The organism is Algoriphagus aquimarinus, from assembly GCF_007997215.1.
Lineage (GTDB): Bacteria > Bacteroidota > Bacteroidia > Cytophagales > Cyclobacteriaceae > Algoriphagus > Algoriphagus aquimarinus_A.
In genome coordinates, this window is record NZ_VORW01000012.1 from 96816 (window position 1) to 120225 (window position 23410).

The 23410-nt window shown below is 41.4% G+C and carries 17 protein-coding genes; 14 read left to right on the top strand and 3 right to left on the bottom strand.

Annotated features, from left to right (window positions below):
• Positions 1–79: 79 nt before the first annotated feature.
• Together ESV85_RS15575 and ESV85_RS15580 are read right to left on the bottom strand one after the other, a co-directional pair.
• A complete protein-coding gene (locus tag ESV85_RS15575; protein ID WP_146919159.1) occupies positions 80–2245 on the bottom strand; it encodes a xanthine dehydrogenase family protein molybdopterin-binding subunit in 2166 nt (721 codons plus the stop codon).
• Positions 2246–2247: 2 nt separating this feature from the next.
• A complete protein-coding gene (locus tag ESV85_RS15580) occupies positions 2248–2706 on the bottom strand; it encodes a (2Fe-2S)-binding protein (protein WP_146919161.1) in 459 nt (152 codons plus the stop codon).
• Between the two features lie 324 nt (positions 2707–3030).
• Here ESV85_RS15580 and ESV85_RS15585 point away from each other — a divergent pair, with 324 nt between their 5' ends.
• The 3 genes from ESV85_RS15585 to ESV85_RS15595 all read left to right on the top strand — a co-directional run bounded on the left by ESV85_RS15585 (position 3031) and on the right by ESV85_RS15595 (position 6939).
• Positions 3031–5259: a heavy metal translocating P-type ATPase gene (locus tag ESV85_RS15585; protein WP_146919163.1), complete on the top strand. Its 2229-nt coding sequence runs from the start codon at positions 3031–3033 to the stop codon at positions 5257–5259.
• A 231-nt stretch (positions 5260–5490) separates the two neighbouring features.
• Positions 5491–5700 (top strand): heavy-metal-associated domain-containing protein, encoded by a 210-nt coding sequence (locus tag ESV85_RS15590; protein WP_146919165.1) that lies wholly within the window; start codon positions 5491–5493, stop codon positions 5698–5700.
• A gap of 453 nt (positions 5701–6153) precedes the next feature.
• On the top strand, positions 6154–6939 hold the full coding sequence (locus ESV85_RS15595) for an AAA family ATPase (RefSeq protein WP_146919167.1): 786 nt from the start codon (positions 6154–6156) through the stop codon (positions 6937–6939).
• A 26-nt stretch (positions 6940–6965) separates the two neighbouring features.
• On the opposite strand, the gene ESV85_RS15600 is transcribed toward ESV85_RS15595, so the two are convergent.
• Positions 6966–8177 (bottom strand): DUF2254 domain-containing protein, encoded by a 1212-nt coding sequence (locus ESV85_RS15600; protein WP_146919169.1) that lies wholly within the window; start codon positions 8175–8177, stop codon positions 6966–6968.
• A gap of 352 nt (positions 8178–8529) precedes the next feature.
• Here ESV85_RS15600 and ESV85_RS15605 point away from each other — a divergent pair, with 352 nt between their 5' ends.
• The 11 genes from ESV85_RS15605 to ESV85_RS15655 all read left to right on the top strand — a co-directional run bounded on the left by ESV85_RS15605 (position 8530) and on the right by ESV85_RS15655 (position 23278).
• Positions 8530–8955 (top strand): CHY zinc finger protein, encoded by a 426-nt coding sequence (locus tag ESV85_RS15605; protein ID WP_146919171.1) that lies wholly within the window; start codon positions 8530–8532, stop codon positions 8953–8955.
• 121 nt (positions 8956–9076) lie between these two features.
• Positions 9077–9493 carry an HYC_CC_PP family protein gene (locus ESV85_RS15610; RefSeq protein ID WP_146919173.1) on the top strand — a complete coding sequence of 139 codons (417 nt, stop codon included), beginning with the start codon at positions 9077–9079 and terminating at the stop codon, positions 9491–9493.
• Positions 9494–9590: 97 nt separating this feature from the next.
• Positions 9591–13409 carry an efflux RND transporter permease subunit gene (locus ESV85_RS15615; protein ID WP_146919175.1) on the top strand — a complete coding sequence of 1273 codons (3819 nt, stop codon included), beginning with the start codon at positions 9591–9593 and terminating at the stop codon, positions 13407–13409.
• A gap of 2 nt (positions 13410–13411) precedes the next feature.
• Positions 13412–14641, top strand: a complete 1230-nt coding sequence (locus ESV85_RS15620; protein ID WP_191322031.1) for a TolC family protein — start codon at positions 13412–13414, stop codon at positions 14639–14641.
• Positions 14642–14643: 2 nt separating this feature from the next.
• Positions 14644–15102 carry a DUF305 domain-containing protein gene (locus ESV85_RS15625; RefSeq protein WP_146919179.1) on the top strand — a complete coding sequence of 153 codons (459 nt, stop codon included), beginning with the start codon at positions 14644–14646 and terminating at the stop codon, positions 15100–15102.
• A gap of 6 nt (positions 15103–15108) precedes the next feature.
• On the top strand, positions 15109–17526 hold the full coding sequence (locus tag ESV85_RS15630) for a multicopper oxidase domain-containing protein (RefSeq protein ID WP_146919181.1): 2418 nt from the start codon (positions 15109–15111) through the stop codon (positions 17524–17526).
• 33 nt (positions 17527–17559) lie between these two features.
• Positions 17560–19599: a copper-translocating P-type ATPase gene (locus tag ESV85_RS15635; protein ID WP_146919183.1), complete on the top strand. Its 2040-nt coding sequence runs from the start codon at positions 17560–17562 to the stop codon at positions 19597–19599.
• The gene (locus ESV85_RS15640; protein ID WP_146919185.1) at positions 19600–21390 is read left to right on the top strand and encodes an efflux RND transporter periplasmic adaptor subunit; all 1791 of its coding nucleotides are present in this window, start codon (positions 19600–19602) and stop codon (positions 21388–21390) included.
• Positions 21391–21411: 21 nt separating this feature from the next.
• On the top strand, positions 21412–22011 hold the full coding sequence (locus ESV85_RS15645; protein WP_223276015.1) for a DUF2911 domain-containing protein: 600 nt from the start codon (positions 21412–21414) through the stop codon (positions 22009–22011).
• Positions 22011–22721 (top strand): PepSY domain-containing protein, encoded by a 711-nt coding sequence (locus ESV85_RS15650; RefSeq protein ID WP_146919187.1) that lies wholly within the window; start codon positions 22011–22013, stop codon positions 22719–22721. Before ESV85_RS15645 ends, ESV85_RS15650 begins: the two co-directional genes overlap by 1 nt.
• On the top strand, positions 22718–23278 hold the full coding sequence (locus ESV85_RS15655) for a DUF3347 domain-containing protein (RefSeq protein ID WP_146919189.1): 561 nt from the start codon (positions 22718–22720) through the stop codon (positions 23276–23278). Before ESV85_RS15650 ends, ESV85_RS15655 begins: the two co-directional genes overlap by 4 nt.
• Positions 23279–23410: the final 132 nt, after the last annotated feature.

Here is a 23410-nt window from a genome sequence, read left to right on the forward strand (position 1 = left end):
GGGCGAAAAACCTTTCGCCCCTATCCTAGCTGAATCATTGTTTTTGGGTGAATATTGATTCACCCCTACAGCATTTTATTTACGCTCTTTTTATTCCAAGATTTAGATCCTGAAACTCCTTCTGATCAATAAAAGGCTGGCTTCTTAATCTTCTTTCAGTTGCACTGAAGATGGCATTTGCGATAGCTCCGCCAGTTGGTGGAAGGCAAGGCTCACCCAAACCTGTAGGATCAAATCCGCTGTCCACATAGTAAGTATCTACAGCTGGCACCTCTTTCATGCGTATCAATCGATACTTATCGAAGTTAGTTTGTGTAGGAAGTCCTCCTTCAAAAGTTAGATTTCCGTACATCGCATGTCCCATCCCATCGACTACTCCACCACGAACTTGATGATTAGCGCCAGTAGGATTGACTACCATTCCACAGTCGGTGATTACATGTATTTTCTTTAGTGTAGGAGTTCCATTTTCCATCTCAATATCAGCTACTTGAGCTACGTATGTTCTATGAGAGAAGTAAACAGAAAAACCCTGCTTCACATTTGGATTTTTACCCCAATTTGATTTCTCTGCGGCAACTTTTGTGACACCGATCATACGATCTACATTATATTGCAATTCACCGCCAACTGGATTGGCTTTTGCTTTTTCCATTAGTTCCAATCTAAAATCAACAGGATCTTTCTTGGCTGCAAGTGCAACTTCATCAAGAAAGGACTGCTCGGCGTATGCCAAGAAATTGGTAATTGGTGCACGCCAGGCATTAGTAGTTATAGATGATTCATAATTCACATTTTCAATCAGCAGATTGTCCACAGCTCCAGCAGGAAAATTATGCTCTCTAGTACTGTTTCCGGCATTCATACCTACTCCTCGCAGTTTGTAGCCAGTCATATTGCCATCGGCATCCAGCGCAGCTTCGAATCTATATCGCACAGCAGGTCGGTAGGCTCCACCAGTCAAATCATCTTCTCTACTCCAGGTTAGTTTCACCGGAGCATTCATCATTTTGGAAACATGAACTGCCTCGGCTACATAATCAGCACTTAGCCTTCTACCAAAACCACCTCCCAATCGAGTGATTTCAACAGTAATATTCTCGGGAGCAATTCCTGATATTTCAGCCGCTGTACTTCTAGCTCGTTCTGGTGTCTGTGTGGGCCCAACCAATTCTACTTTGTCTGCTTGCACATGAGCAAAGAAATTCATTGGCTCCATCGGAGAATGAGAAAGGAATGGACATTGGTACTCAGCGCTTACCACTTGAGCTGCGTTTTTAAAAGCTGCATTTACATTACCATCTTCCCGCTTTACTTCGGCTTTTCCATTTACCAGTAGATCTTTGAAAATCTCATCATGATCTGCTGAGCTTTCCACTTTGCCATCTGGTTCATATTCCACATTAAGAAGCTTCTTAGCTTTCATCAGTGGCCATGTAGATGTTCCTACCACAGCAACGCTGTTTTCAAAAGTTATCACATCCTTCACTCCATCTACATTTTTGGCAGCGGCATCATCTATGGATTTGATTTTCATTCCGAAAGGTGCCCGCTGAATCATAGCATGTAGCATTCCTTCTCTATAAAAATCCAGTCCAAAAAGCGGCTCTCCTGTGAAAATTGCTCCATTTTCCACATTCTTTACTGGAGTACCGATGATCTTAAAATCCTTTTTATCCTTTAATGGAATTTCATCTGGTGCGGTTAAAAGAGCTGCATCATTAGCTACTTCCCCATAACCAATTTTCTTTCCGCTGGCTTTATGGTAAATAATGCCTTCTGATGTATTCAATTCATCTGCAGATACTTCCCATTTCTTGGCAGCGGCAGCGACCAACAGGTACTTTGCCGTTGCTCCAGCTTTGCGAAGTCGCTCCCAAGAGTGAGGCATGGCACCTGAGCCACCAGTTAATTGTCGCTCAAATTTATCTGTGTCAAGATTTGCTTGTAGTACTCTTACTTTGCTCCAATCTGCATCCAATTCTTCGGCGACGACCATTGGAAAGGAAGTTTTAATATTTTGTCCCAATTCAGGATTAGGAGAATAAATCACGATATCTCCAGATGGCGCTATGCTCAAAAATGCATTGAAATTCTTGGCATTTGCAAGTACCTCTTCAGTGCTTAGCACTTCCATTTTTGGAGAGTCACAACTCATCCAGTTGAAGCCTATGAATAAGCCTCCTGCCGTGGTTCCTGCAATTTTTAGGAAGTCTCTTCGGTTAGTTTTTGTCAGTGTTGCCATGATTATTTGGAGTTAGCAGCCATCGCAACGGCCTCTCTGATCTTATGATAAGTACCACATCTACAAATATTTCTGTTCATAGCTTCATCTATTTCTTCCATGGATGGTTTTGGATTCTTTTCAAGAAAAGCTGAAGCATTCATGATTTGACCAGCTTGGCAGTAGCCACATTGAGCCACATCTACTTCTGCCCAGGCTTTTTGTACTGGATGGTCTCCATTTTCAGAAAGCCCTTCTATGGTAGTAATCTCATCTTCTGTAAGACTAGCCGCTGGAGTGATGCAGGAGAACATTGCTTCGCCATTTCTATGGACGGTGCATGCACCGCATTGGGCAATGCCACAGGAGTATTTTGTACCGACTAATCCGAGATGATCTCGAAGAACCCAAAGTAGTGGAGTGTCTTCTTCTACATCAACCGAATGAGCCTTGCCGTTGATTTTAAGGTTTATAAGTGCCATGGTTATTGGTTAAATTTATCCGTTTAAGTTAAAGAAATTCAGATTTACATGAAAACCGATTATAAAAATTTTAACAGTCATTATTAGTTAACTAACCCAACTCGGAAAATGTAACTATGCCAGTTTAGGGTTTCAAGCCGAATTTTCCATTTAAAAGGAGTATAAAAAACCCTTAGGTAAATATTTAAAACTTTGTGGATATGAGATTTAAGCCTTTTCTCGCTTACCCCATGCAAAATCTCATAACTTTTATCCAAAATTCCATAACACTTCCCTTGTAGAGTCTTTCTAAGTTTGTAATGTCAAACACGGACCAATAAGCTCATGCCAAATTCAACTCAAATAGTACATAAGGAAACTTTCCCGGTAACAGGCATGACCTGCGCGGCATGTGCATCTAGTGTGGAGACTATTCTTTCCTATACAGACGGAGTCAAATCCGCTCAGGTAAACTTCGCGAGTAGTACCGTTTTAGTAGAATACACAGATGAAATCAATCCAGAAGGCTTAAATGCAGCACTTACTGCAATTGGCTACGGACTTATCACTGATACTGAAGATGTAGAAGAAAAAGTTTCAATTAAACAAAAAGAGCATTACCAAGAACTAAAAAGAGATACAATTGGAGCAGGGATTCTTACTCTTCCAATTTTCATCATTGGGATGTTTTTTATGCACTGGCATCCTGGAGCATGGTTTTCCCTAATCTTAGCTATCCCTGTCCTAGCCATATTTGGGAAAAGATTTTTTATCAGCGCATGGAAGCAAGCTAAAAACAGAACTGTCAATATGGATACGCTGGTGGCTTTGAGTACGGGCATAGCATTCATTTTCAGTCTTTTCAACACCCTCTTTCCTGAGTTCTGGATCAGCCGTGGATTTGAGCCACATGTGTATTACGAAGCGGCTACAGTGATTATTACCTTCATTCTTTTTGGTAAAATGTTGGAGGAAAACGCGAAGTCAAAAACTTCCTCTGCTCTCAAGAACCTAATGGGACTTCAACCCAAAACATTGAAAGCAATAGTTGATGGTGAAGAGAAAGAAATTCCGATTTCTGAAGTTCAAAAAGGATATGAAATCATAGTTCGTCCCGGGGAGAAAATCCCAGTGGATGGAAAAGTGATTTCGGGAAGTTCTTTTGTGGATGAAAGCATGATCAGCGGTGAACCTATTGCAGTGGAGAAATCAGAAACTGATGATGTTTTCGCTGGTACTATTAATCAAAAAGGAAGTTTTCACTTTAAAGCTGAAAAAGTCGGTAGCGAAACACTCCTTTCACAGATCATTAAACGAGTGCAAGAGGCTCAGGGAAGTAAAGCTCCAGTGCAGAAACTGGTGGATAAAATCGCTTCAATCTTTGTCCCTACTGTTATCGGAATTTCAATATTGACTTTTACAGTTTGGATGCTTGCGGGTGGAGAAGACGCTTTATCCCATGCGATATTAAATGCAGTTGCAGTGCTGGTAATTGCCTGTCCTTGTGCATTGGGACTTGCAACTCCTACCGCCATCATGGTGGGAATAGGAAAAGGTGCTGAAAACAACATTCTAATCAAAGATGCCGAAAGCCTGGAAATAGCACATAAAGTGAATGCGATTATCCTTGACAAAACAGGAACGATCACCGCCGGTAAACCTACAGTTTCGAACGTAAACTGGGAAAATGAGGAATTGAAAACTGAGTTTGCACCAATCCTTCTTGCAATTGAATCCAAGTCAGAGCATCCATTGGCAGATGCTGTGAGTAAAAAACTAACCGAAGAAGGATTCAAAGCTGAATCAATTACCGACTTTCAGAGCTTAACTGGAAAAGGTGTAGAAGCTAAAAATCAGTCAGGTCAAAAGTTCGTGGTGGGAAATGCAAAATTGATCGAAGCTAATGGAATTTCAGTTAATTCGGAGTTGAAGGAATTAGCTAAAACATGGAGTAATGAAGCCAAAACAGTGGTATTCTTTGCTAATGAAGCCACTGTCCTTGCGGTAGTAGCCATTTCCGATGAGATCAAACCAAGCTCAAAATCTGCCATTCAAAAACTAAAAGAGAAAGGAATAGAAGTTTACATGTTAACTGGTGACAATCAGCAAACTGCTGCGGCAGTGGCCAAGCAGGTGGGTGTGACGGACTTCAAAGCGGAGGTGATGCCTTCAGACAAATCAAACTTTGTCAAAGAACTCCAAGCTAAAGGTAAGATAGTAGCCATGGTGGGTGATGGTATCAACGATTCAGAAGCTTTGGCGCAAGCTGATGTTAGTATCGCCATGGGGCACGGTTCAGATATTGCAATGGATGTGGCGAAAATGACCATAATTTCTTCTGACTTGAGCGTAATTCCAAAAGCCTTGAATTTATCATCTCTGACTGTTCGTGGCATCAAGGAAAACCTATTCTGGGCCTTTATTTACAACCTGATTGGTATCCCAATTGCAGCAGGAGTCCTCTTTCCTATCAACGGATTCTTACTTGATCCTATGATTGCAGGAGCTGCAATGGCGTTTAGTTCTGTATCCGTTGTGTTGAATAGCTTACGGTTGAAGGGAAAAAAAATCTAAAAACTCATTATTCAACATTAAACATTCATCATTTGAAATTGTACCAAGGATACTTAATACGACTAATAGCTACGTCAGTCCGAGCGGAGTCGAGGACAAAAGTAGCTTGGTTACACTTCGACTTCGCTCAGTGTGACAACTCCGGCCAGGTATCATATTAAAAACCCAAAATTTTCCAATCCGCCACGGCGGACAAGTTCTTAAATATTTAAATTTTCAAATCTTATCAAAATGAAAACTCAAAAATTCAAAACCAACATCAACTGTGGCAATTGCTTAGCAAAGGTCACTCCTATTCTAAATGCCGAACCAAAGATCGATTCCTGGTCTGTGGACTTACAAAGTGACGATAGAATCCTAACTGTAGAATCTGAGGAAATTACAGCGGATGAAGTATTCAAAACAGTCTTGAAAGCAGGATTTATCGCAAAACCAGAGTAATGCTGCGGAATCCCTATAAATAGCTGAATGCAATCTTGATCCTACAATCACCGAATTTGAATAATATGTCTCCGAAGCTTCAGTAAATTAAAACTTTATGGACTTTATTTCTTTGTGATGAAAAATGAGTTTACCACAAAAGTGATAAAGCCAACAAAGTTAAGTTGACTGGGCACGAACAGATCAATTTTCATTTCTTAACTATGAGAACTATGTGCCTATGTGGTGGAATAATTTACCACATAGGCACATAGAAAACATAGATAGTAACTAAAGAATAGGCTTAAAAAATATTTAATGAAAGCTTGTGGCTTTGTTTCCTTGGGGTAAAAAAGAGAATCAAACCACAAAGTATTAAATGGAATAAAGTTAAACTGGCTTCTGTTGAGAGGCTAGAGATTTGTGATATCGAGTACTATCATCAAATTTGTAGTTAGAATAATCCTATGTCCAATGTATTATCTCCACCAAGTCCATCTTCCTACCAGCAGAAGCACTCAGTTTCCCTATTCGATACGGTCTTTGGCTGAATTGGAAACTATGACCTTCGAAAATCCGGTGACGATTTTTGTTGGAGAAAATGGTTCGGGAAAGTCAACCTTACTCAAAGCCTTAGCGATCAAATTGAATTTGCCAGCTATTGGCAGCACAGATTTGGAACAAGATGACACGCTGGATGGAGTCAAATCTTATGGTGAAAGCATTATCAGCAGATGGAAAGATAAAGCTTACAGAGGCTTTTTCTTCAGAGCCGAGGATTACTTTGGGTTCGTGAAACGACTTCGGAATTTGGACGACGAACTTAAAGGAGACATTGTTGATTTCGAAAAAAGACTGAGTGGAACTGGTTTAAAACTGGCTGTGGGGGCCGTTCAAGGCCAGAAAGAGGCTCTTCTTAGAAAATATGGAAACCTTACTGAAGTTTCCCATGGAGAGGGTTTTCTAAAAGTATTGGAAGGCAGGTTGCAAGCTGAAGGGATTTATCTAATAGATGAACCTGAGGCTGCCCTATCTCCTCAGAGGCAATTGGCGCTTTTCTCATTAATCAAAAATCTGGCGGAGAATCATAGCTGTCAGTTTATCATCGCTACCCACTCACCCATCTTAATGACTCTCCCAAATGCAACGATATTCCAGTTTGGAGATCAGATTCAGAAAGTGAATTATGAGGATACAGAGCATTTTACCGTCTTAAAAAACTTCCTGAATAACCCAGAAGCTTTCTTGAGGCATTTATAGATGGATAGCTGCTCTTCATAAAAGTGCTACAATGAATTTGATTTCTTGTCTACTTTTTCCAAAAGTTCAAATAGAGGAGTAGATGAAATGATTAAAGATAATTGCTCCAACAATAATTTAAACTCACTTCTAAGCATTCTATCATCTTCCCCATAATCCCAAATCGGGCAAATCACCCGTTCAAACAAGGAATCAAAACTTAATTCTTTGCGATAAATTTGATAAGGATCTTCATCTCCAGAAAGTGTGGAAGAAGGAAAATTCAAGGCTCTAAAGCCTAGTAAATCGACCAAGGCCCTAAAGCTGATAATTGCTGTTCCCGGATCGTTAATTCCGGGACTGAGTGCTTTGAGAGCAATCTCAGAAAGTTGCCTGAAGCCATATTCATAATTACGTTCTACAGACTCCTGCGTACTAATTATTATTCCGAGTAATGCTTCTTCTACTTGATCGTCGTCCAGAGCTCTGCTACATTTAAGTATAGGCTGACCTCGCAGAATATAGGTTCCCATGGGATAAATTGAGAGCAGGCTGCACTTATTCTTTGACATGAAATCCTTCATTTCTTTGTAATCAAAACCTTCAAAAATTCCCGATCTCGATGCTCTTACAATTGACATGGCAGCAAATTCAGTTAACTCCTTAACTTCAGTAGTTGAATTGCAAAAATCCTTCATTCCTTCAAATGTGGATGATTTGATTCGATCAATAATGACGTCATATTTGACTGACTGGGTAATATAATGAAGAAAATAAATGAAGAGAAAAATATCAAAGACGGTGATAACAGTCAGTAAAAGGATACTTAGAGAAGGAATTTGAAATGAATCTCCAGTATCTCTAATTGTGCTGAAAAGGAAAAAAGTGTAAACAATCGTTCCTATATAAATCCCAAGTACAATTTGCTGAAATCGGTTGCCTATGAGCTTGTCTAAGACCCTATTGCTCATCTGAGAAGCCGCCTGACTAAGGACGATCATCACCATCGAGAAGCTGAAAACTGTGAGCGAAATAATCCCTCCGGCTATAGCACCTAAGATACTTCGGGCAGTAGATGGATCTATGATGGTCAGCCAAGGGATGTCCACTTTAAGTTGCTGACCAACATCAGATAAGTCAAAATAAAATATTATTAATGCCAAGACTAAAAACCCTAAGCTTATAAATCCTGGTATAAATGCAATACTTGAAACGAAGGTCTGATACTTGGCAATCAGCCAAATTCTGATTTTATCCATCTGAATATGATAGTTATTTTTGCTGAGGTATTCTGAAAAGTAGTTGAATTAGAGCCCCAAATCCAGAAGTTCTTATCCAATTACGAGTTTTATTACCTTTTTAATTCTAATCAAACAGCTTCAATTTAATAGGTTCACAAGTATATCCACTTCTTATTATCTCGAAAAGATGGTTTATTCAAATAAAAAAATTCTCAATTATTGTACGCTCAGTTTACTCAGACACTTGAAAGGAAGCCTCCTTCAGTCCTAGGATTCGGGATTTGTAATTATGATCTACTATCTTCGAATTTGTAAACTGAATGAATTCCTTTCACTATTCAAGGCATAAAATACTCTCAGAAGACCTCAAATGAAAACCCTTCTCATTTCCTTTTTTATCCTCTTTACCATGCAAGTCCTTGCACAGCAAGAACCACTTCTACCTATCGTCCGCTCAGAGATCAAAGGCATAAACATCTATGGTAAAACCGTCGATAACCAGACTCGTTGCCAACACTGGCATTCGGATCTGGATGTGATTGCGATCAAGTTTAAATGCTGTGATAAGTATTATCCATGCTTCTCATGCCACGAAGAAGAAGCGGATCACAAGCCTGAAGTTTGGCCAAAAGCAGAGTTTGATACTAAAGCGATTCTATGCGGAGTTTGCGGATCGGAACTTACAATCTCTGAATACCAAGCCAGCGGAAATACCTGTCCAAACTGTACAGCAGCTTTCAACCCTGGCTGTAGCAAGCATTATCATTTGTATTTTGAGACTAATTCAGAAAAATAGATTACAATCGAATAGGCAAAATATAGATTATCAATGCCTTACGGTTGATCTAGGTATGATAATTTCTCTTTTTTCCCAGAAAAACTAAACCTACTGAACATTATTTCGTAATTTGAACACATTGAAAAAGCACATTTCCATTGCACTCGCACTTCTCCTGATGCTCTCCAGCATAGGAATGGCTAAGAGTACCCATATCTGCATGGGGTCGGAAATGATGGCAGAATTCGGTCTGGCAACCAAGTACTTGGACTGTGGGATGAATGCACAGCAACATGATGACTCTTCCAACTCTCATCAAAGTATAGATCCTATCGAATGCTGCCAAAACCAATTCGAACTGGTTCACAATGACAGTGACCAAAATCTTAAAGTCGTACAAATCGACGCTGCCCAACTTATTTTTATTGCAGCCTTCACACAAACTTTTATCTTCGGAATAACTCCAATCACTTCCACAGAGCAACCCACCCCCTACATTACTCCACCCTCGATTGAAAAGGACTTGAGCGTCCTCTTCCAATCATTCTTGATTTAATACTTCTAGGTAATAGGTCGATCGACCTCTTTTTAGCTAATGGTTTTCAACTACTTAGCCAATTATTTCTAGTTTCTCCTTTTACCAGGATTAAATCATGCTCAACTCAATTATCAAGTATTTTCTTGAAAATAAACTCGTTACAGTTCTTCTGCTGATCGCTTTGATCGTAGGTGGAATTGTGACAGCTCCATTCGGATGGAAAGTCGGCGCCCTGCCTTCTAGCCCAGTTCCCGTGGATGCCATTCCTGATATTGGTGAAAATCAACAGATAGTTTTCACGCAGTGGCCAGGAAGATCTCCACAGGATATCGAGGATCAAATCTCCTATCCTCTTACTACCTATCTACTAGGAATTCCGGGTGTAAAATCCATTCGTAGCTCCTCCATTTTCGGCTTTTCCAGTATCTATGTCATCTTCAACGAAGACACGGAATTCTATTGGTCTAGATCAAGAATTCTAGAAAAACTCAATTCATTGCCAGCAGGATTGCTCCCAGAATCTGTTCAGCCTGGACTTGGGCCTGATGCCACGGCTCTAGGTCAAGTCTATTGGTACACGCTGGAAGGAAGAGATGAACAAGGAAACCCAACTGGCGGCTGGGATCTCCATGAGATCAGAACCGTTCAGGATTTCTTTGTGAAATATGGTCTGAATGCCGTAGAAGGTGTTTCCGAAGTGGCATCCATAGGTGGTTTCGTGCAGGAATATCAAGTTGATGTAAATCCCGACGCACTCAAAGCCTACAATATACCCTTGATGAAAGTCATGGAAGCGGTAAAACAGTCCAATCGGGATGTAGGCGCAAAAACCATAGAAATCAATCAAGCTGAGTATTTAGTGCGTGGCTTGGGCTATATCAAAAAGGTAGAGGACTTAGAAGAGGCCGTGGTTTCTGTGGAGCAAAATGTTCCTATCCGGATAAAAGACATTGGAGTAGTAAGCCTGGGCCCTGCCAACCGAAGAGGACTATTGGATAAGGACGGGGCTGAGGTAGTTGGCGGCGTGGTAGTAGCCCGATATGGCGCCAATCCCCTTCAGGTCATCAATAATGTGAAAGAGAAAATCACAGAATTAGCCTCTGGTCTTCCAAAAAAGACTTTAGCCGATGGTCGTGTTAGCCAGTTGACCATCGTTCCATTTTACGATAGATCTACGCTGATTCAGGAAACATTGGGTACGCTTGAGGAAGCTCTTTCCTTAGAGATCCTGATTACCATTCTGGTAGTAATCGTGATGGTTTATAACCTCCGAGCTTCTATTCTTATCTCGAGCTTATTGCCAATAGCTATTCTCATGGTCTTTATCGCCATGCGATTTTTTGGAGTAGATGCAAATATAGTGGCACTCTCAGGCATCGCCATCGCCATAGGCACCATGGTGGATTTGGGGATTATTCTTTCAGAAAACATCATCAAGCACATTGACGAAGCTCCGCCCGAGCAGAAATTAATCACTACCATTTATAACGGATCTTCAGAAGTAGCCACCGCAATTCTGACAGCGGTGTCCACTACTATCGTAAGTTTTATCCCCGTGTTCACCATGGAAGCAGCAGAGGGGAAATTATTTGGACCTCTAGCGTATACCAAGACTTTTGCGCTCATCGCAGCTCTGATCGTTTCCTTGCTTATTCTGCCTATGCTGGCACATGTGTTTTTTGGTTTCAAAATCAAAAATCAGCGTAACAAACTTCTAGGAAATGGATTATTGCTGATTCTAGGAATTGGAGCACTGATTTACGGCTATACTTGGGCAGGGATAATGTTATTATTCTTTGGTCTTATTTCCTTCTCAAAATTCTATGTAGAGAAAGAAACGATAGAAATCCCAAAGCTCATCCGTCCTATTTATAACCAACAGGAAATTATTCTGGCAATAGTCGGAGTCGTTTGGCTATTGGCTACGTATTGGTTACCACTCGGTGCTTCACATTCACTCATCTCTAATGTGATTTTCGTTACCATTGTGGTCAGTTTGATACTAGGGGCATTCAGCTTGTTGGAATACAATTACAAACGTGTTTTAACCTGGTGCTTGGATCACAAAGCAGTATTTCTGACTATACCAGCAGTCTTGATTCTTTTTGGAGGTACAATTTGGCTTGGTTTCAATACCACCTTTGGATTAATCCCTAAGGCTACCAATCTAGTTGGTTGGGATATTCAATCCAGCAAACCTTGGTCAAGCCTAACACATACTTTCCCTGGCATGCAGAAGGAATTTATGCCTTCCCTGAATGAAGGTAGTTTCCTACTAATGCCTACTGCCATGCCTCACTCGGGCATCGCATACAACAGGAAAATCATTGGTCAGTTGGATATGCTTTTGACCAATATCCCAGAAGTTGATCTCACTGTCGGAAAGTTAGGCAGAGCTGAAACAGCTTTGGATCCCGCTCCGATCTCAATGTATGAGAACATTATCAATTACAAACCAGAGTATCTCCTCAATACCAAAGGGCATAAGCAACGATTTAAAATTGATGATAATGATAGGTTCATTTTCGCCACTGGTGACACGCTTTCCAATCAAGATGCAATCGCTCAAAACAAACCTACGAAGGGGTTGATTCCTGATGAGGATGGCATGTATTTCCGAAACTGGCGGGATCATATCAAATCTCCGGATGACATCTGGAATGAAATCATCGCCGTCACCAAAATCCCTGGAATCACTTCCGCACCCAAGCTTCAGCCTATAGAAACACGCTTGATCATGCTTCAAACTGGTATGCGTGCGCCTATGGGAATAAAAGTATATGGCCCTGATTTGCAGACTATCCAGGACTTTGGTATTCAACTTGAAAATATTCTAAAGCAAGTCCCTTCGGTCAAGGAAGAAGCAGTTTTCGCAGATAGAATCGTAGGCAAACCCTACCTAGAACTAAATATAAATCGTGAGAAAATTGCGCGATTTGGACTGACTATAGAAAATGTCCAACAAACCATAGAAACAGCCATAGGTGGAATGAACGTCACCACCACAGTGGAAGGGCGGCAGCGTTTTCCTGTACGTGTTCGGTACCCGAGAGAGTTGCGGGATGATCCTGAGAGCCTGTCCAAAATATTGGTTTTTACTCCTACAGGAGCTCAAATTCCTTTAGGACAGCTCGTTGATTTTGAATACAAGCGAGGACCCCAAGCCATCAAAAGTGAGGAGACTTTCTTGGTAGGTTATGTGCTTTTTGATAAGCGAGATGGCAATTCTGAAGTGACAGTAGTCGAAGATGCCCGGCAGTTGATTCAAAGTAAAATCGAATCTGGAGAACTGGATGTGCCGGCAGGAATCACATACAAGTTTTCTGGAAGCTATGAAAATCAAGTTCGGGCTGAGAAGCGCTTAAGCATCATCGTGCCAGCTGTATTGGTCATCATCTTTCTGATTCTCTATTTCCAGTTCAAATCAGTGAGCACCACCTTCATGGTCTTCACCGGAATCGCCATGGCATTCTCTGGTGCATTTATTACGCTTTGGTTTTATGGGCAAGGCTGGTTTGCTGATTTCGATCTCTTCGGGACAAATATGCGAGACCTCTTCCAAGTTCATCAGATCAACTTGAGTGTGGCCGTTTGGGTAGGATTCATCGCGCTCTTCGGTATTGCTACTGATGATGGAGTGCTGATGGCTACTTATTTGGATCAGAGTTTTGAGCGCAACAAAACCGATAACCTCAAAGGAATCCGAATGGCAATCGTGGAAGCTGGACAGCGCCGAATTAAGCCGGCAATCATGACTTCGGCTACCACCATTATCGCTCTACTTCCAATTTTAACTTCATCAGGAAGAGGATCCGACATCATGATACCTATGGCTATTCCGGCTTTTGGGGGAATGATCGTAGCGGCTATCACCTATTTTATTGTACCCGTGCTGTATTCCATGCGGGAAGAAAGAAAACTTAAAAAAAGCTGAAAATGAGAATTATCACACTTTCCTTTCTTTTGCTTCTTGGGAGTAGTTTCTCAGCTGCCTCGCAAAGCTTAGAAGACTATTTTCTAGTAGGCGCCGAAAACAATCCTAGGCTTCAAGCCAAATACAAAGCATTTGAAGCTGCCATGGAAAAAATACCACAAGTTGGGTCATTACAAGATCCTAATCTATCCTTTGGGTATTTTGTCTCTCCAGTAGAAACCCGTGTGGGACCTCAAAAGGCCCGTTTTTCCTTAACTCAGATGTTCCCTTGGTTTGGCACCTTACGTGCACAAGAAGATGTAGCATCCTTAATGGCTGAGGCAAAGTATCAGGAATTTTTGGATGCTAAAAACCAACTTTACAATCAATTGGCGGCAGTTTACTTTCCTCTACTTGAGACTCATGAGTTAATAGCTATTGAGCAGGAAAATCTGAGAATATTGGAAACCTACTATTCTCTGACTACCTCCAAATTTGAAAATGGACAAGGTTCGCTAGCAGATGCACTACGGGTTGATATCATGATTCAGGCATCCAAGACGAATATCGATGTGCTCAAGATGAAAATAAAAGGAAGCAATTCATGGTTCAATTCCCTCCTTTCTAGGTCTCATGATTCTCCGGTTGAGATATCAGAAAAGCTGGAAATAACTGCCGCTGACCGGATGGTTTTACCTGATTCTATTCAAACAAATCCATTACTGGAAAGCATGGATCTGAAAATTCAGGCAAGCGAAGCCAGTGTCCTGGTAGCCCAAAAACAAGGCATGCCAAAGTTGGGTGCTGGAGTAGACTATGTCCTGGTCGGAGAAAGAAAAGATGTCGTTATGGCGGATAATGGGAAGAATGTCTTAATGCCTATGGTCACGATGAGTCTTCCGATTTTCCGCGGCAAATATAAGGGAGCTCAAAAGGAGGCAGAACTTATGCAGGAGTCCTATAAACTAGAAAAGGAAGAGCTCAACAACAAGCTTTATGGCTCCTATTACCGCTATTCTTCCGATATGCAAATCCAAGATGGTTTGATCACACTCTATGACAGGCAAGTTGTGACTTCAGAGCAAACGCTAGAGCTTCTTTACAATGGCTATAGCAATTCTGGAAAAGACTTCGAAGAGGTATTGAGAGTGCAGCAGCAACTGCTGGAATTCCAAAAAATGAAACTTAAAGCCATGGTAGCTTACCATACTTCCTTGGCTCAAATCAATTATGTAACCGCTAAAACCTACTAATTATGAAAAGCAAGAGCTATATAAAATTCGTAGCAATGATGGCCGTTTCCTTTGTCATTATGTACGCAGTCATGTTTCTGAATGCAGACTTATTTGAGCATGTGATGCTCAGTACCACTAGAAGCTACATGACCATTTTGATGATTGCTCCTATGGCAATTTCCATGATGCTTTTCATGTGGGGAATGTATGAAAACAAAAAGGCCAACTATATCATCTTAGGCTCCGCGCTGATCATCTTCTTTGGCACGCTGACTATGCTAAGAAATCAGACTATGATCGCAGATGTACAGTGGATGAAAGCTATGATTCCACATCACTCTTCAGCTATCATGGTAAGCCAAAAAGCTCATCTTCAGGACCCAGAGGCTCAAAAACTGGCTCAAGACATCATTGAAGCTCAAAAGCGGGAAATCGCTCAGATGCAAGCAATGATCGAGAGACTTGAGGCAAAAAAATAAAAAACCATGACACGAAATTATATTATTAAATCATTTGTGCTGATTCTATCGCTGTGCGCAATCACTAGTTATGCAAAAGCAGATCAGATACCAATTGACACCGCCACTTATACTTTATCTATTAAAAAGGACATGGTTTCCAAAGCAGGAAAGCTTGTGCCTGCCATGACTGTCAATGGTGGGATTCCAGGACCGACCCTGACTTTTCAGGAAGGTGGCTACGCAGTAATCTATGTGAAAAATGAAATGGATGTGGAAACTTCCGTGCATTGGCATGGAATATTGTTGCCAAATTTCTTCGATGGAGTTCCCTACCTGACCACACCACCAATCATGCCTGGTGAAACTCAGAAATACGAGTTTCCGCTAAAGCAAGCCGGTACTTATTGGTATCATTCTCATACCATGCTGCAAGAGCAAAGTGGTGTTTATGGCTCTATTGTGATAGAACCTAAGGAAAAAACCTTGGAATACGATACAGATTTAGTCATAGTCCTCTCAGACTGGACCAATCAAAAACCCCACAATGTGTTAAGGAATCTTAAACGGGGAAATGAATGGTATAACATCAGAAAAGGTACAGCCACTCCTTTAAATCAGGTGATCGCACGAGGTGGGTTTGGTGCGCAGTTGAACTTCTGGAAACAGCGCATGGAAAGTGCAGATATTGCAGATATCTATTACAATGCATTTCTAAATAATGGAAAAGCGACAACAGAATATCCTGATTTTAATCCAGGAGATAAAGTCCGTGTTCGCTTTATCAATGGATCTGCTTCCTCGCAATTTTGGCTAACGTTTGGAGGAAATGATCCTCAGCTTGTCTCAGCAGATGGGTTGGACGTTGAGCCAGTGATTCACAATAAAACCTTTATCGCTATCGCCGAAACTTATGATTTCATAGTGACAATCCCTGAAGAAGGGAAAATAGAAATTCGTGCAACTGTTCAAGATGGTTCAGGGCAAACTTCCTCCTATTTAGGCAATGGCAAAGTGCTAGTGGCACCAGATGTTCCCCGTCCCGACAAAATCGGAATGATGATGAAAATGGCAAAGATGGACATGAAGATGGGTGCCCCAGCCATGAAGTTCAAACCAGCTGAAGAGGAACCTAAAGAAATGATGGATAAGTGGGGAATGCAGATGGATGATAAAATGAACATGGACGACATGGATCATAATGACATGAAAATGGATCACTCGAAAATGGAGAAGTCTAACATGACAATGGATCATTCGAAGATGAATATGGAGGAAAAAAGCACCAGTGATTCTTCTAAGAAAGCTGGTATGCAAGGCATGGATCATTCTAAAATGAACCACAGTCAACCAATGGACAAACCTATGGAAATGAATGGCAAAATGGACAAGGGAAAATCTATGGACAAAATGCCAGGCATGGATATGTTTGCCGAATACAATTACGATTACCTCAAATCACCTGAAAAAACCAGCTTCCCAGTCGATGAACCAGTAAATGAAGTACTGCTGAATCTTACAGGAAATATGTGGCGATACATCTGGAGTATGAATGGTGTGCCACTGGCCGAAGCTGATAAGATCACGATCGAAGGTGGAAAAGTGACTCGAATTACCTTGAACAATCTGACGATGATGCATCATCCTATGCACCTGCACGGGCATTTCTTCAGAGTAATCAACGACAAAGGGGAATATTCACCACTCAAGCATACCGTGAATGTTCCGCCTATGCAGAAGATTACAATTGAATTTGAAGGAACAGAAGAAGGGGATTGGTTTTTCCACTGTCATGTCCTGTATCATTTGACTGGTGGGATGGCTAGAGTTTTCTCCTACGACACACCTAGAGACCCGAGAATGAAAAGTTATCCCTTGAAAAAATTGCTCAAAGAAACCGATGGCCTATATAATTGGGGAACAGCAAAAGTATCCTCTCAAATGGTAGGACTTAGTCTGATGTCATCCAATATCAGAAATCAACTCAACCTCAATTTAGAATATGGGTATAACCAGAATTTTGAAGCAGAAGTAAGTTACGAGCGCTACCTCTATGATTATTTCAGAGTCTTTGGTGGGGTAAATATGGAAAATGAAATCGAAAAAAGTCTGGATAAAATCAGTACAACCGCTGTAGTCGGTATTCGATTCCTCACCCCTTACCTATTCAATCTGGATGTGAGACTGGATAGCAAACTCAGACCAGAATTTCGTATTAGCAGGGAGATTATGGTTTTCCCTCGAACTACCATTTTTGGAAACTATGAGTACCAAATGGATTTTGGATGGACTAACACACTTCCTGAGTCTGGTGAAAACTCAAATTACAAAGGTGAAACTACCTGGTCGGCAGGTGCCAGTTATATTTTCTCAAGAAACTTCTCAGTGATGGGCAGTTATGATAATCGCTTTGGTGCTGGTGGTGGATTGACGGTTAGATTTTAAAATCTTTTAGATAGCTATTTAAACAAATAGAAAATGGAACATTCAGATCACAATCAGCAGCAGCATGATTCTCATAAAAAGGGAAAGCATGAGATGAAAGGAATGCAAGACCATGATCACAGCATGCATCATATGCACATGATCGAGGATTTCAAAAAACGATTCTGGGTTTCTCTAGTGATCACCTTGCCGATAGTCGTGCTGGCTCCAATGATCCAGGATCTTGTAGGCTATGAGTTCAGATTCGATGGTGATCGATACCTGCAATTTGTACTCTCCACAGTGGTCTTCTTTTACGGAGGCTGGCCTTTCTTAAAAGGTATGGTGGATGAACTGAAAGAGAAGAAGCCTGGAATGATGACCCTGATTGCCTTGGCCATTTCGGTTGCCTACTTCTATAGCTCTGCCGTGGTATTAGGCTTAGCAGGAAAAATATTCTTCTGGGAGCTAGTCAGTTTAATAGACATCATGCTGCTTGGTCACTGGATAGAAATGAAATCCGTAATGGGTGCATCAAATGCCCTACAAGAACTGGCGAAAATGATGCCCTCAGAAGCTAGGAGAATTAAGGGAAATGGAGAATCAGAAGATGTTCCTATTGAGGAGCTAAAATCTGGAGACACTATTCTGGTGAGACCTGGCGAGAAAATCCCTGCTGATGGACAAGTACTTGAAGGAAGCAGTCATGTAAATGAATCCATGCTCACCGGTGAATCCAAGCCTGTAGCCAAAGTAAAAGACGATCAGGTAATCGGTGGTTCGGTGAACGACAACGGTGCCCTCAAAATCAAAGTCAAACATACCGGGGAAGATTCCTATTTATCCAAAGTAATCGGATTAGTGACAGAGGCACAGAAAACCAAGTCCAAAACTCAGAATTTGGCTAATAAAGCTGCGGGGTGGTTGTTTTACATCGCATTGTCAGCAGGCATCATCACCTTGGTAGTTTGGTTGAGCCTAGGTAAAGACTTCAACTATGCATTGGAGCGCATGGTCACGGTCATGATCATCTCCTGCCCTCACGCATTAGGGTTAGCAGTGCCATTAGTGGTCGCAATATCTACTTCAGTTTCAGCCAAGCATGGCTTATTGATCCGCAACAGAACAGCTTTCGAAAACGCTAGAAAACTGACCACCATTATATTTGATAAAACAGGAACCTTGACCAAGGGGGAATTCGGAGTAACTCGATTCAAAAGTGTAGACGCGGAGATGGACGACAATGACCTGCTAGCGATAGCAGCAGCGCTCGAAAGCAGTTCCGAGCATCCTATCGCAGCTGGTATAGTCAGAAAGTCCAAAGAGTTAGACCTTAAACTTGCTAAACCAGAAAACTTCCAGAACATCACTGGAATGGGCATACAAGCTAAACTCAATGGAAAGGAAATTAGCATTTTGAGTCCTGGAGGATTAAAACAAAAAGGCATAGAGCAACCTGAAGGAGCTTTCAAAACAGATGATGAGACGGTTGTATTTGTTCTTTCGGATGAAAAATTAATCGGTTTCATTGCTTTAGCAGATGAAATCCGTCAGGAGTCCCAAGAGGCCATAGACACACTGAAAAAACAAGGTATAAAAATCTTTATGGCGACAGGTGACAATGAAATAGTCGCTAAAGCTGTAAGTGATACACTTGGGCTGGATGGGTATTATTCTGAAGTAATGCCGGAAGACAAGCAGAAGATCATCAAAGACCTACAAGCAAAAGGTGAATTCGTGGCAATGACCGGTGACGGCGTCAACGATGCTCCAGCTTTGGCTCAGGCAGATGTGGGAATAGCTGTAGGATCTGGAACTGACGTTGCCGCCGAAACAGCTGATATTATTTTGGTGAATAGTAACCCAAAAGATATCGCCAATCTGATTCTTTTTGGAGCAGCTACTTACAAAAAAATGATGCAAAACATCTGGTGGGCAGCAGGCTACAATATTGTGGCCGTTCCACTGGCAGCGGGTGTATTGGCTGGAGTGGGAATCATCCTAAGTCCTGCCATCGGTGCAGCACTGATGAGCATGAGTACGGTCATCGTAGCCGTTAACGCTCAGTTATTAAAAAGACAAATCAAATCCTAGATGAAAAATTTACTCAATAACAAATTTGTCCTGATAGCTATCGCTTTAGTAGTCGGACTTACTCTTGGCTGGCTGATCAAGCCTTCTTCTGCTCCAATAATGGAGGCTGATGAACATGAGCACGTCGAGTCGATCGCAGGAATTCCGATCACTTATACCTGCTCTATGCACCCTCAGATCCGCCAGAATGAGCCCGGTAATTGTCCTATCTGCGGAATGACTCTGATTCCATTGGATAATGATAACTCAGACGCTGATCCCATGGCCTTGACCATGTCTCCTACTGCGATGCAATTGGCTGGAGTTCAATCAATGGTAGTTGGAAATGCTGATGCGAATAAGTCCATACGTTTGAATGGTAAAATCCAGGAAGATGAACGTCAGAATTACACCCAGTCAGCACATGTTCCTGGGAGAATCGAAGATTTATCGGTCAATTTTACCGGGGAATATGTCAAAAAAGGTCAGGTACTGGGACAAATCTACTCACCGGAATTGGCTACAGCACAAGAAGAGCTTTTTCAAGCACAAAAGATCAAAGACACACAGCCTGCACTTTTCAATGCAGCAAAAGAAAAACTCAAAAATTGGAAGCTAACTGATTCACAGATCGCACAAATTCTTGCTACAGGAAAAGTGACTGATCAGCTACCAATTTTAGCTAATGTTTCTGGCTACGTGACTGAGAAAATGGTGAATCTGGGTGACTATGTAAACCGTGGCGAACCTATCTATCAGATCGCTGATCTCAGCAAAGTTTGGGTATTATTTGATGTCTATGAATCAGAATTACAATGGGTAAAAAAGGGCGATCTCATTGAGTTTACTGTGCAGTCACTTCCTGGAGAGACTTTTACAGGAAAGTTAAGCTACATAGACCCCATGATCAACCCTCAGACTAGAGTTGCAAAAGCAAGGCTGGAAGTCAGCAATTCTAATCTGAAGTTCAAACCTGAGATGTTTGTTTCAGGAAAAGTGGAGAGTAAAGGTTCCTCAAAGGATAATAGCATTGTAGTGCCAAAAACCGCGGTGATGTGGACAGGAACGCGATCTGTGGTTTATGTCAAAAACGTTACAGATCAAGCTGTCACTTTCAAGCTTCGAGATGTTACGCTAGGCGCATCTTTGGGATCGGAATATGTCATTACTTCGGGGCTAGAATCCGGCGAAGAAATCGCAGTAAATGGCACATTTAGCATTGATGCTGCTGCTCAACTAGCGGGAAAACCAAGTATGATGTCTCCTGACGGAGGAGCTGCTATGACTGGACATAATCATGGTGGCACGTCTGAAGTGAAAATGCAAACGACAAGTCAAACTTCAAAGGGTTCTGTGATAGTAACTACCAAAGCTAAAAACGAGCTGAAACCAATATTTGACACTTATTTCAAGCTGAAAGATGCTTTGACCAAAGATGACTTGGCTACCGCCAAATCCAGTGCAGCAACAATGCTTGCTTCTGTGGAAAAGGTAAATATGTCTGAGTTCGAAGGCGATGCCCACATGGAATGGATGAAGTATGCGAAAGATATCAAAGCCGCTTTGGTTAAAGTTAAGAGCGCTAAAGCTTTGGATGAAATCCGAAAATCATTCCAATCCATCTCAGATGAAATGCTTGGATTGGCAGAGAATTTCAAGCCTTTATCATCCAAAATTTATGTTCAGCATTGTCCTATGGCCGATAGTAACCGTGGTGCTGATTGGTTGAGTTTGGAGCAAAAAGTTGTCAACCCATATTTTGGGGAGGCTATGATTACTTGTGGTGAAGTCACCAAAACAATACAAGAATAAAAATCAAAACACCCCAAATAGATGAAAAACAAAATCTTAGTACTTGCCCTTTTTGCGGCTGCAGCCTGCAACCCAAAGGAAAAAGAAAACCACGATATAGATCACATGGAGCATGAAATGGAATCAGAATCTCATGAAATGCATGAGGAAAAGCCTACAGAAGCACCCAAAAGCCCTAGACTCTCTGGCATGGGAATGACAGGAGGAAATCATATTCACATTGATTACAGTGCACCAAGTGCAAGAGGCAGACAGATTTTCGGTGGACTTGTTGCCTATGATGAAGTTTGGGTCACTGGTGCACACAAGGCTACTAATATCAAATTTGATCAAGCTGTCCTCATAAATGGCAAAGTACTAAATCCTGGAAAATATGGGCTTTTCACTATCCCTGGAAAAGAGGAATGGACGGTGATTCTGAATCAGGATTGGGACATGCATTTGGCGGACGATTACAAGGATGCAAATGACATTATACGGATCAAGGTGAAACCAGAAACTTTGAACGAAACTGTAGAAGCTTTAACTTTCGATGTGAAAGAAAAAGATACAAAAACAACCACTATAGCTATGTCATGGGACAAAACGAAGATCTCCTTTAACGTAGTAAATGCTAACTAATGAGGAAGAACAATCAATATTACGCCCGTAGAATCCATCGGTTTTTGGGTGTATTTATAGGGATCCAATTTATATTCTGGACTATTTCCGGACTTTATTTTAGCTGGACAGATATCGATGAAATCCATGGGGATCATTTCCGCACGGAACATATGATGCATGAAAATGCTAATAAACTCATCGATATCAATCAGCTGGATTCTACGCTAATGATTGCTACGCTTGAGCTCAGGTTTGTCAATCATAAACCCTACTACTGGGTGAATGAAAGCAAACTTTTCGATGCACAATCAGGAGTGCTTCATCCTGAAATCTCTGAAGCTGAGGCCAGGGATATCGCAAAGATTTATATCAAAGACGATCTCCAAATCAGAGATATGGAATATCTCACCGAAGCCGGGCCTCATCATGAATACCGAGGAACATCCCTTCCAGCATGGGCAGTGCATTTCGATCACCCAGAAAATCTAGTAGCCTATGTGGATGCCAAGAGCGGACAATTCACCAAAGTCCGTCACAGAGCTTGGCGCTGGTTTGACTTTCTATGGATGTTTCACACCATGGATTATGCAGGAAGGGATAATTTCAATAATCTTCTGTTGCGCGTATTTTCCCTTGCAGGATTGGCGGCTGTAGGATCTGGATTCACCTTATTCTTCATGACAAGACAGAAAAAAAGAAATACAAATAAAAATAAACCAACACAATGAAAAATCTAAGATCACATGTTGCCCTTTCGCTAGTATTCGCCCTTTACGTTGCCTGCTCAAGTAAATCATCTGAAGATCACTCTCAAATGGTAGGAACTGATGGTCACGAAATGCACCAAGAAGTACAAAGTGAGGCACTACCTGAGACAGCTACCAAGGTTGCTTTCAAGGATGAAACCACTTCTCAAATTTTCAAAGCTTACTTTGCTGTGAAAGATGCTTTGATTGCTACTGATGGCGAAAAAGTAAGTGTTGAGGCTAAGAAGTTAGAAGCACTTTTGACTGACGATGCATTTACTTCAATCAAAGCAGATGTACAGAAAATTGCAGAAAGTACAGATCCTAAAGTTCAGAGAGAATCATTCGATAGCCTTTCTGATCAAATGATAACACTGGCAAAAAGCAGTGAGTTAACTTCTGGCAATTTGTTCCTTCAGCATTGCCCGATGGCAAATGGCAACAAAGGAGCAAATTGGATCAGCTTAACAGAAGAAATCAGAAACCCGTATTTCGGTGATAAAATGATGACATGTGGTTCTGTTACTGAGAAGATTTGATTTAGTGACCCGTCCTGAAATAGATTGACAGATTTAAGTTAGTAAAATTAGCCGAGGGAGATTTTCTTCCTCGGTTTTTTGATGGATTTCATTTGGGGTTTTCATATTGAGACTTAGGTGAGGTCTTTCCTG

Coding starts and splice junctions, on each gene's coding strand:
- ESV85_RS15595 (WP_146919167.1), top strand. CDS start 6,154: ATGTATTATCTCCACCAAGTCCATCTTCCTACCAGCAGAAGCACTCAG.
- ESV85_RS15600 (WP_146919169.1), bottom strand. CDS start 8,177: ATGGATAAAATCAGAATTTGGCTGATTGCCAAGTATCAGACCTTCGTT.
- ESV85_RS15645 (WP_223276015.1), top strand. CDS start 21,412: ATGAAAAACAAAATCTTAGTACTTGCCCTTTTTGCGGCTGCAGCCTGC.
- ESV85_RS15580 (WP_146919161.1), bottom strand. CDS start 2,706: ATGGCACTTATAAACCTTAAAATCAACGGCAAGGCTCATTCGGTTGAT.
- ESV85_RS15630 (WP_146919181.1), top strand. CDS start 15,109: ATGACACGAAATTATATTATTAAATCATTTGTGCTGATTCTATCGCTG.
- ESV85_RS15590 (WP_146919165.1), top strand. CDS start 5,491: ATGAAAACTCAAAAATTCAAAACCAACATCAACTGTGGCAATTGCTTA.
- ESV85_RS15605 (WP_146919171.1), top strand. CDS start 8,530: ATGAAAACCCTTCTCATTTCCTTTTTTATCCTCTTTACCATGCAAGTC.
- ESV85_RS15575 (WP_146919159.1), bottom strand. CDS start 2,245: ATGGCAACACTGACAAAAACTAACCGAAGAGACTTCCTAAAAATTGCA.
- ESV85_RS15635 (WP_146919183.1), top strand. CDS start 17,560: ATGGAACATTCAGATCACAATCAGCAGCAGCATGATTCTCATAAAAAG.
- ESV85_RS15615 (WP_146919175.1), top strand. CDS start 9,591: ATGCTCAACTCAATTATCAAGTATTTTCTTGAAAATAAACTCGTTACA.
- ESV85_RS15585 (WP_146919163.1), top strand. CDS start 3,031: ATGCCAAATTCAACTCAAATAGTACATAAGGAAACTTTCCCGGTAACA.
- ESV85_RS15640 (WP_146919185.1), top strand. CDS start 19,600: ATGAAAAATTTACTCAATAACAAATTTGTCCTGATAGCTATCGCTTTA.
- ESV85_RS15650 (WP_146919187.1), top strand. CDS start 22,011: ATGAGGAAGAACAATCAATATTACGCCCGTAGAATCCATCGGTTTTTG.
- ESV85_RS15620 (WP_191322031.1), top strand. CDS start 13,412: ATGAGAATTATCACACTTTCCTTTCTTTTGCTTCTTGGGAGTAGTTTC.
- ESV85_RS15655 (WP_146919189.1), top strand. CDS start 22,718: ATGAAAAATCTAAGATCACATGTTGCCCTTTCGCTAGTATTCGCCCTT.
- ESV85_RS15625 (WP_146919179.1), top strand. CDS start 14,644: ATGAAAAGCAAGAGCTATATAAAATTCGTAGCAATGATGGCCGTTTCC.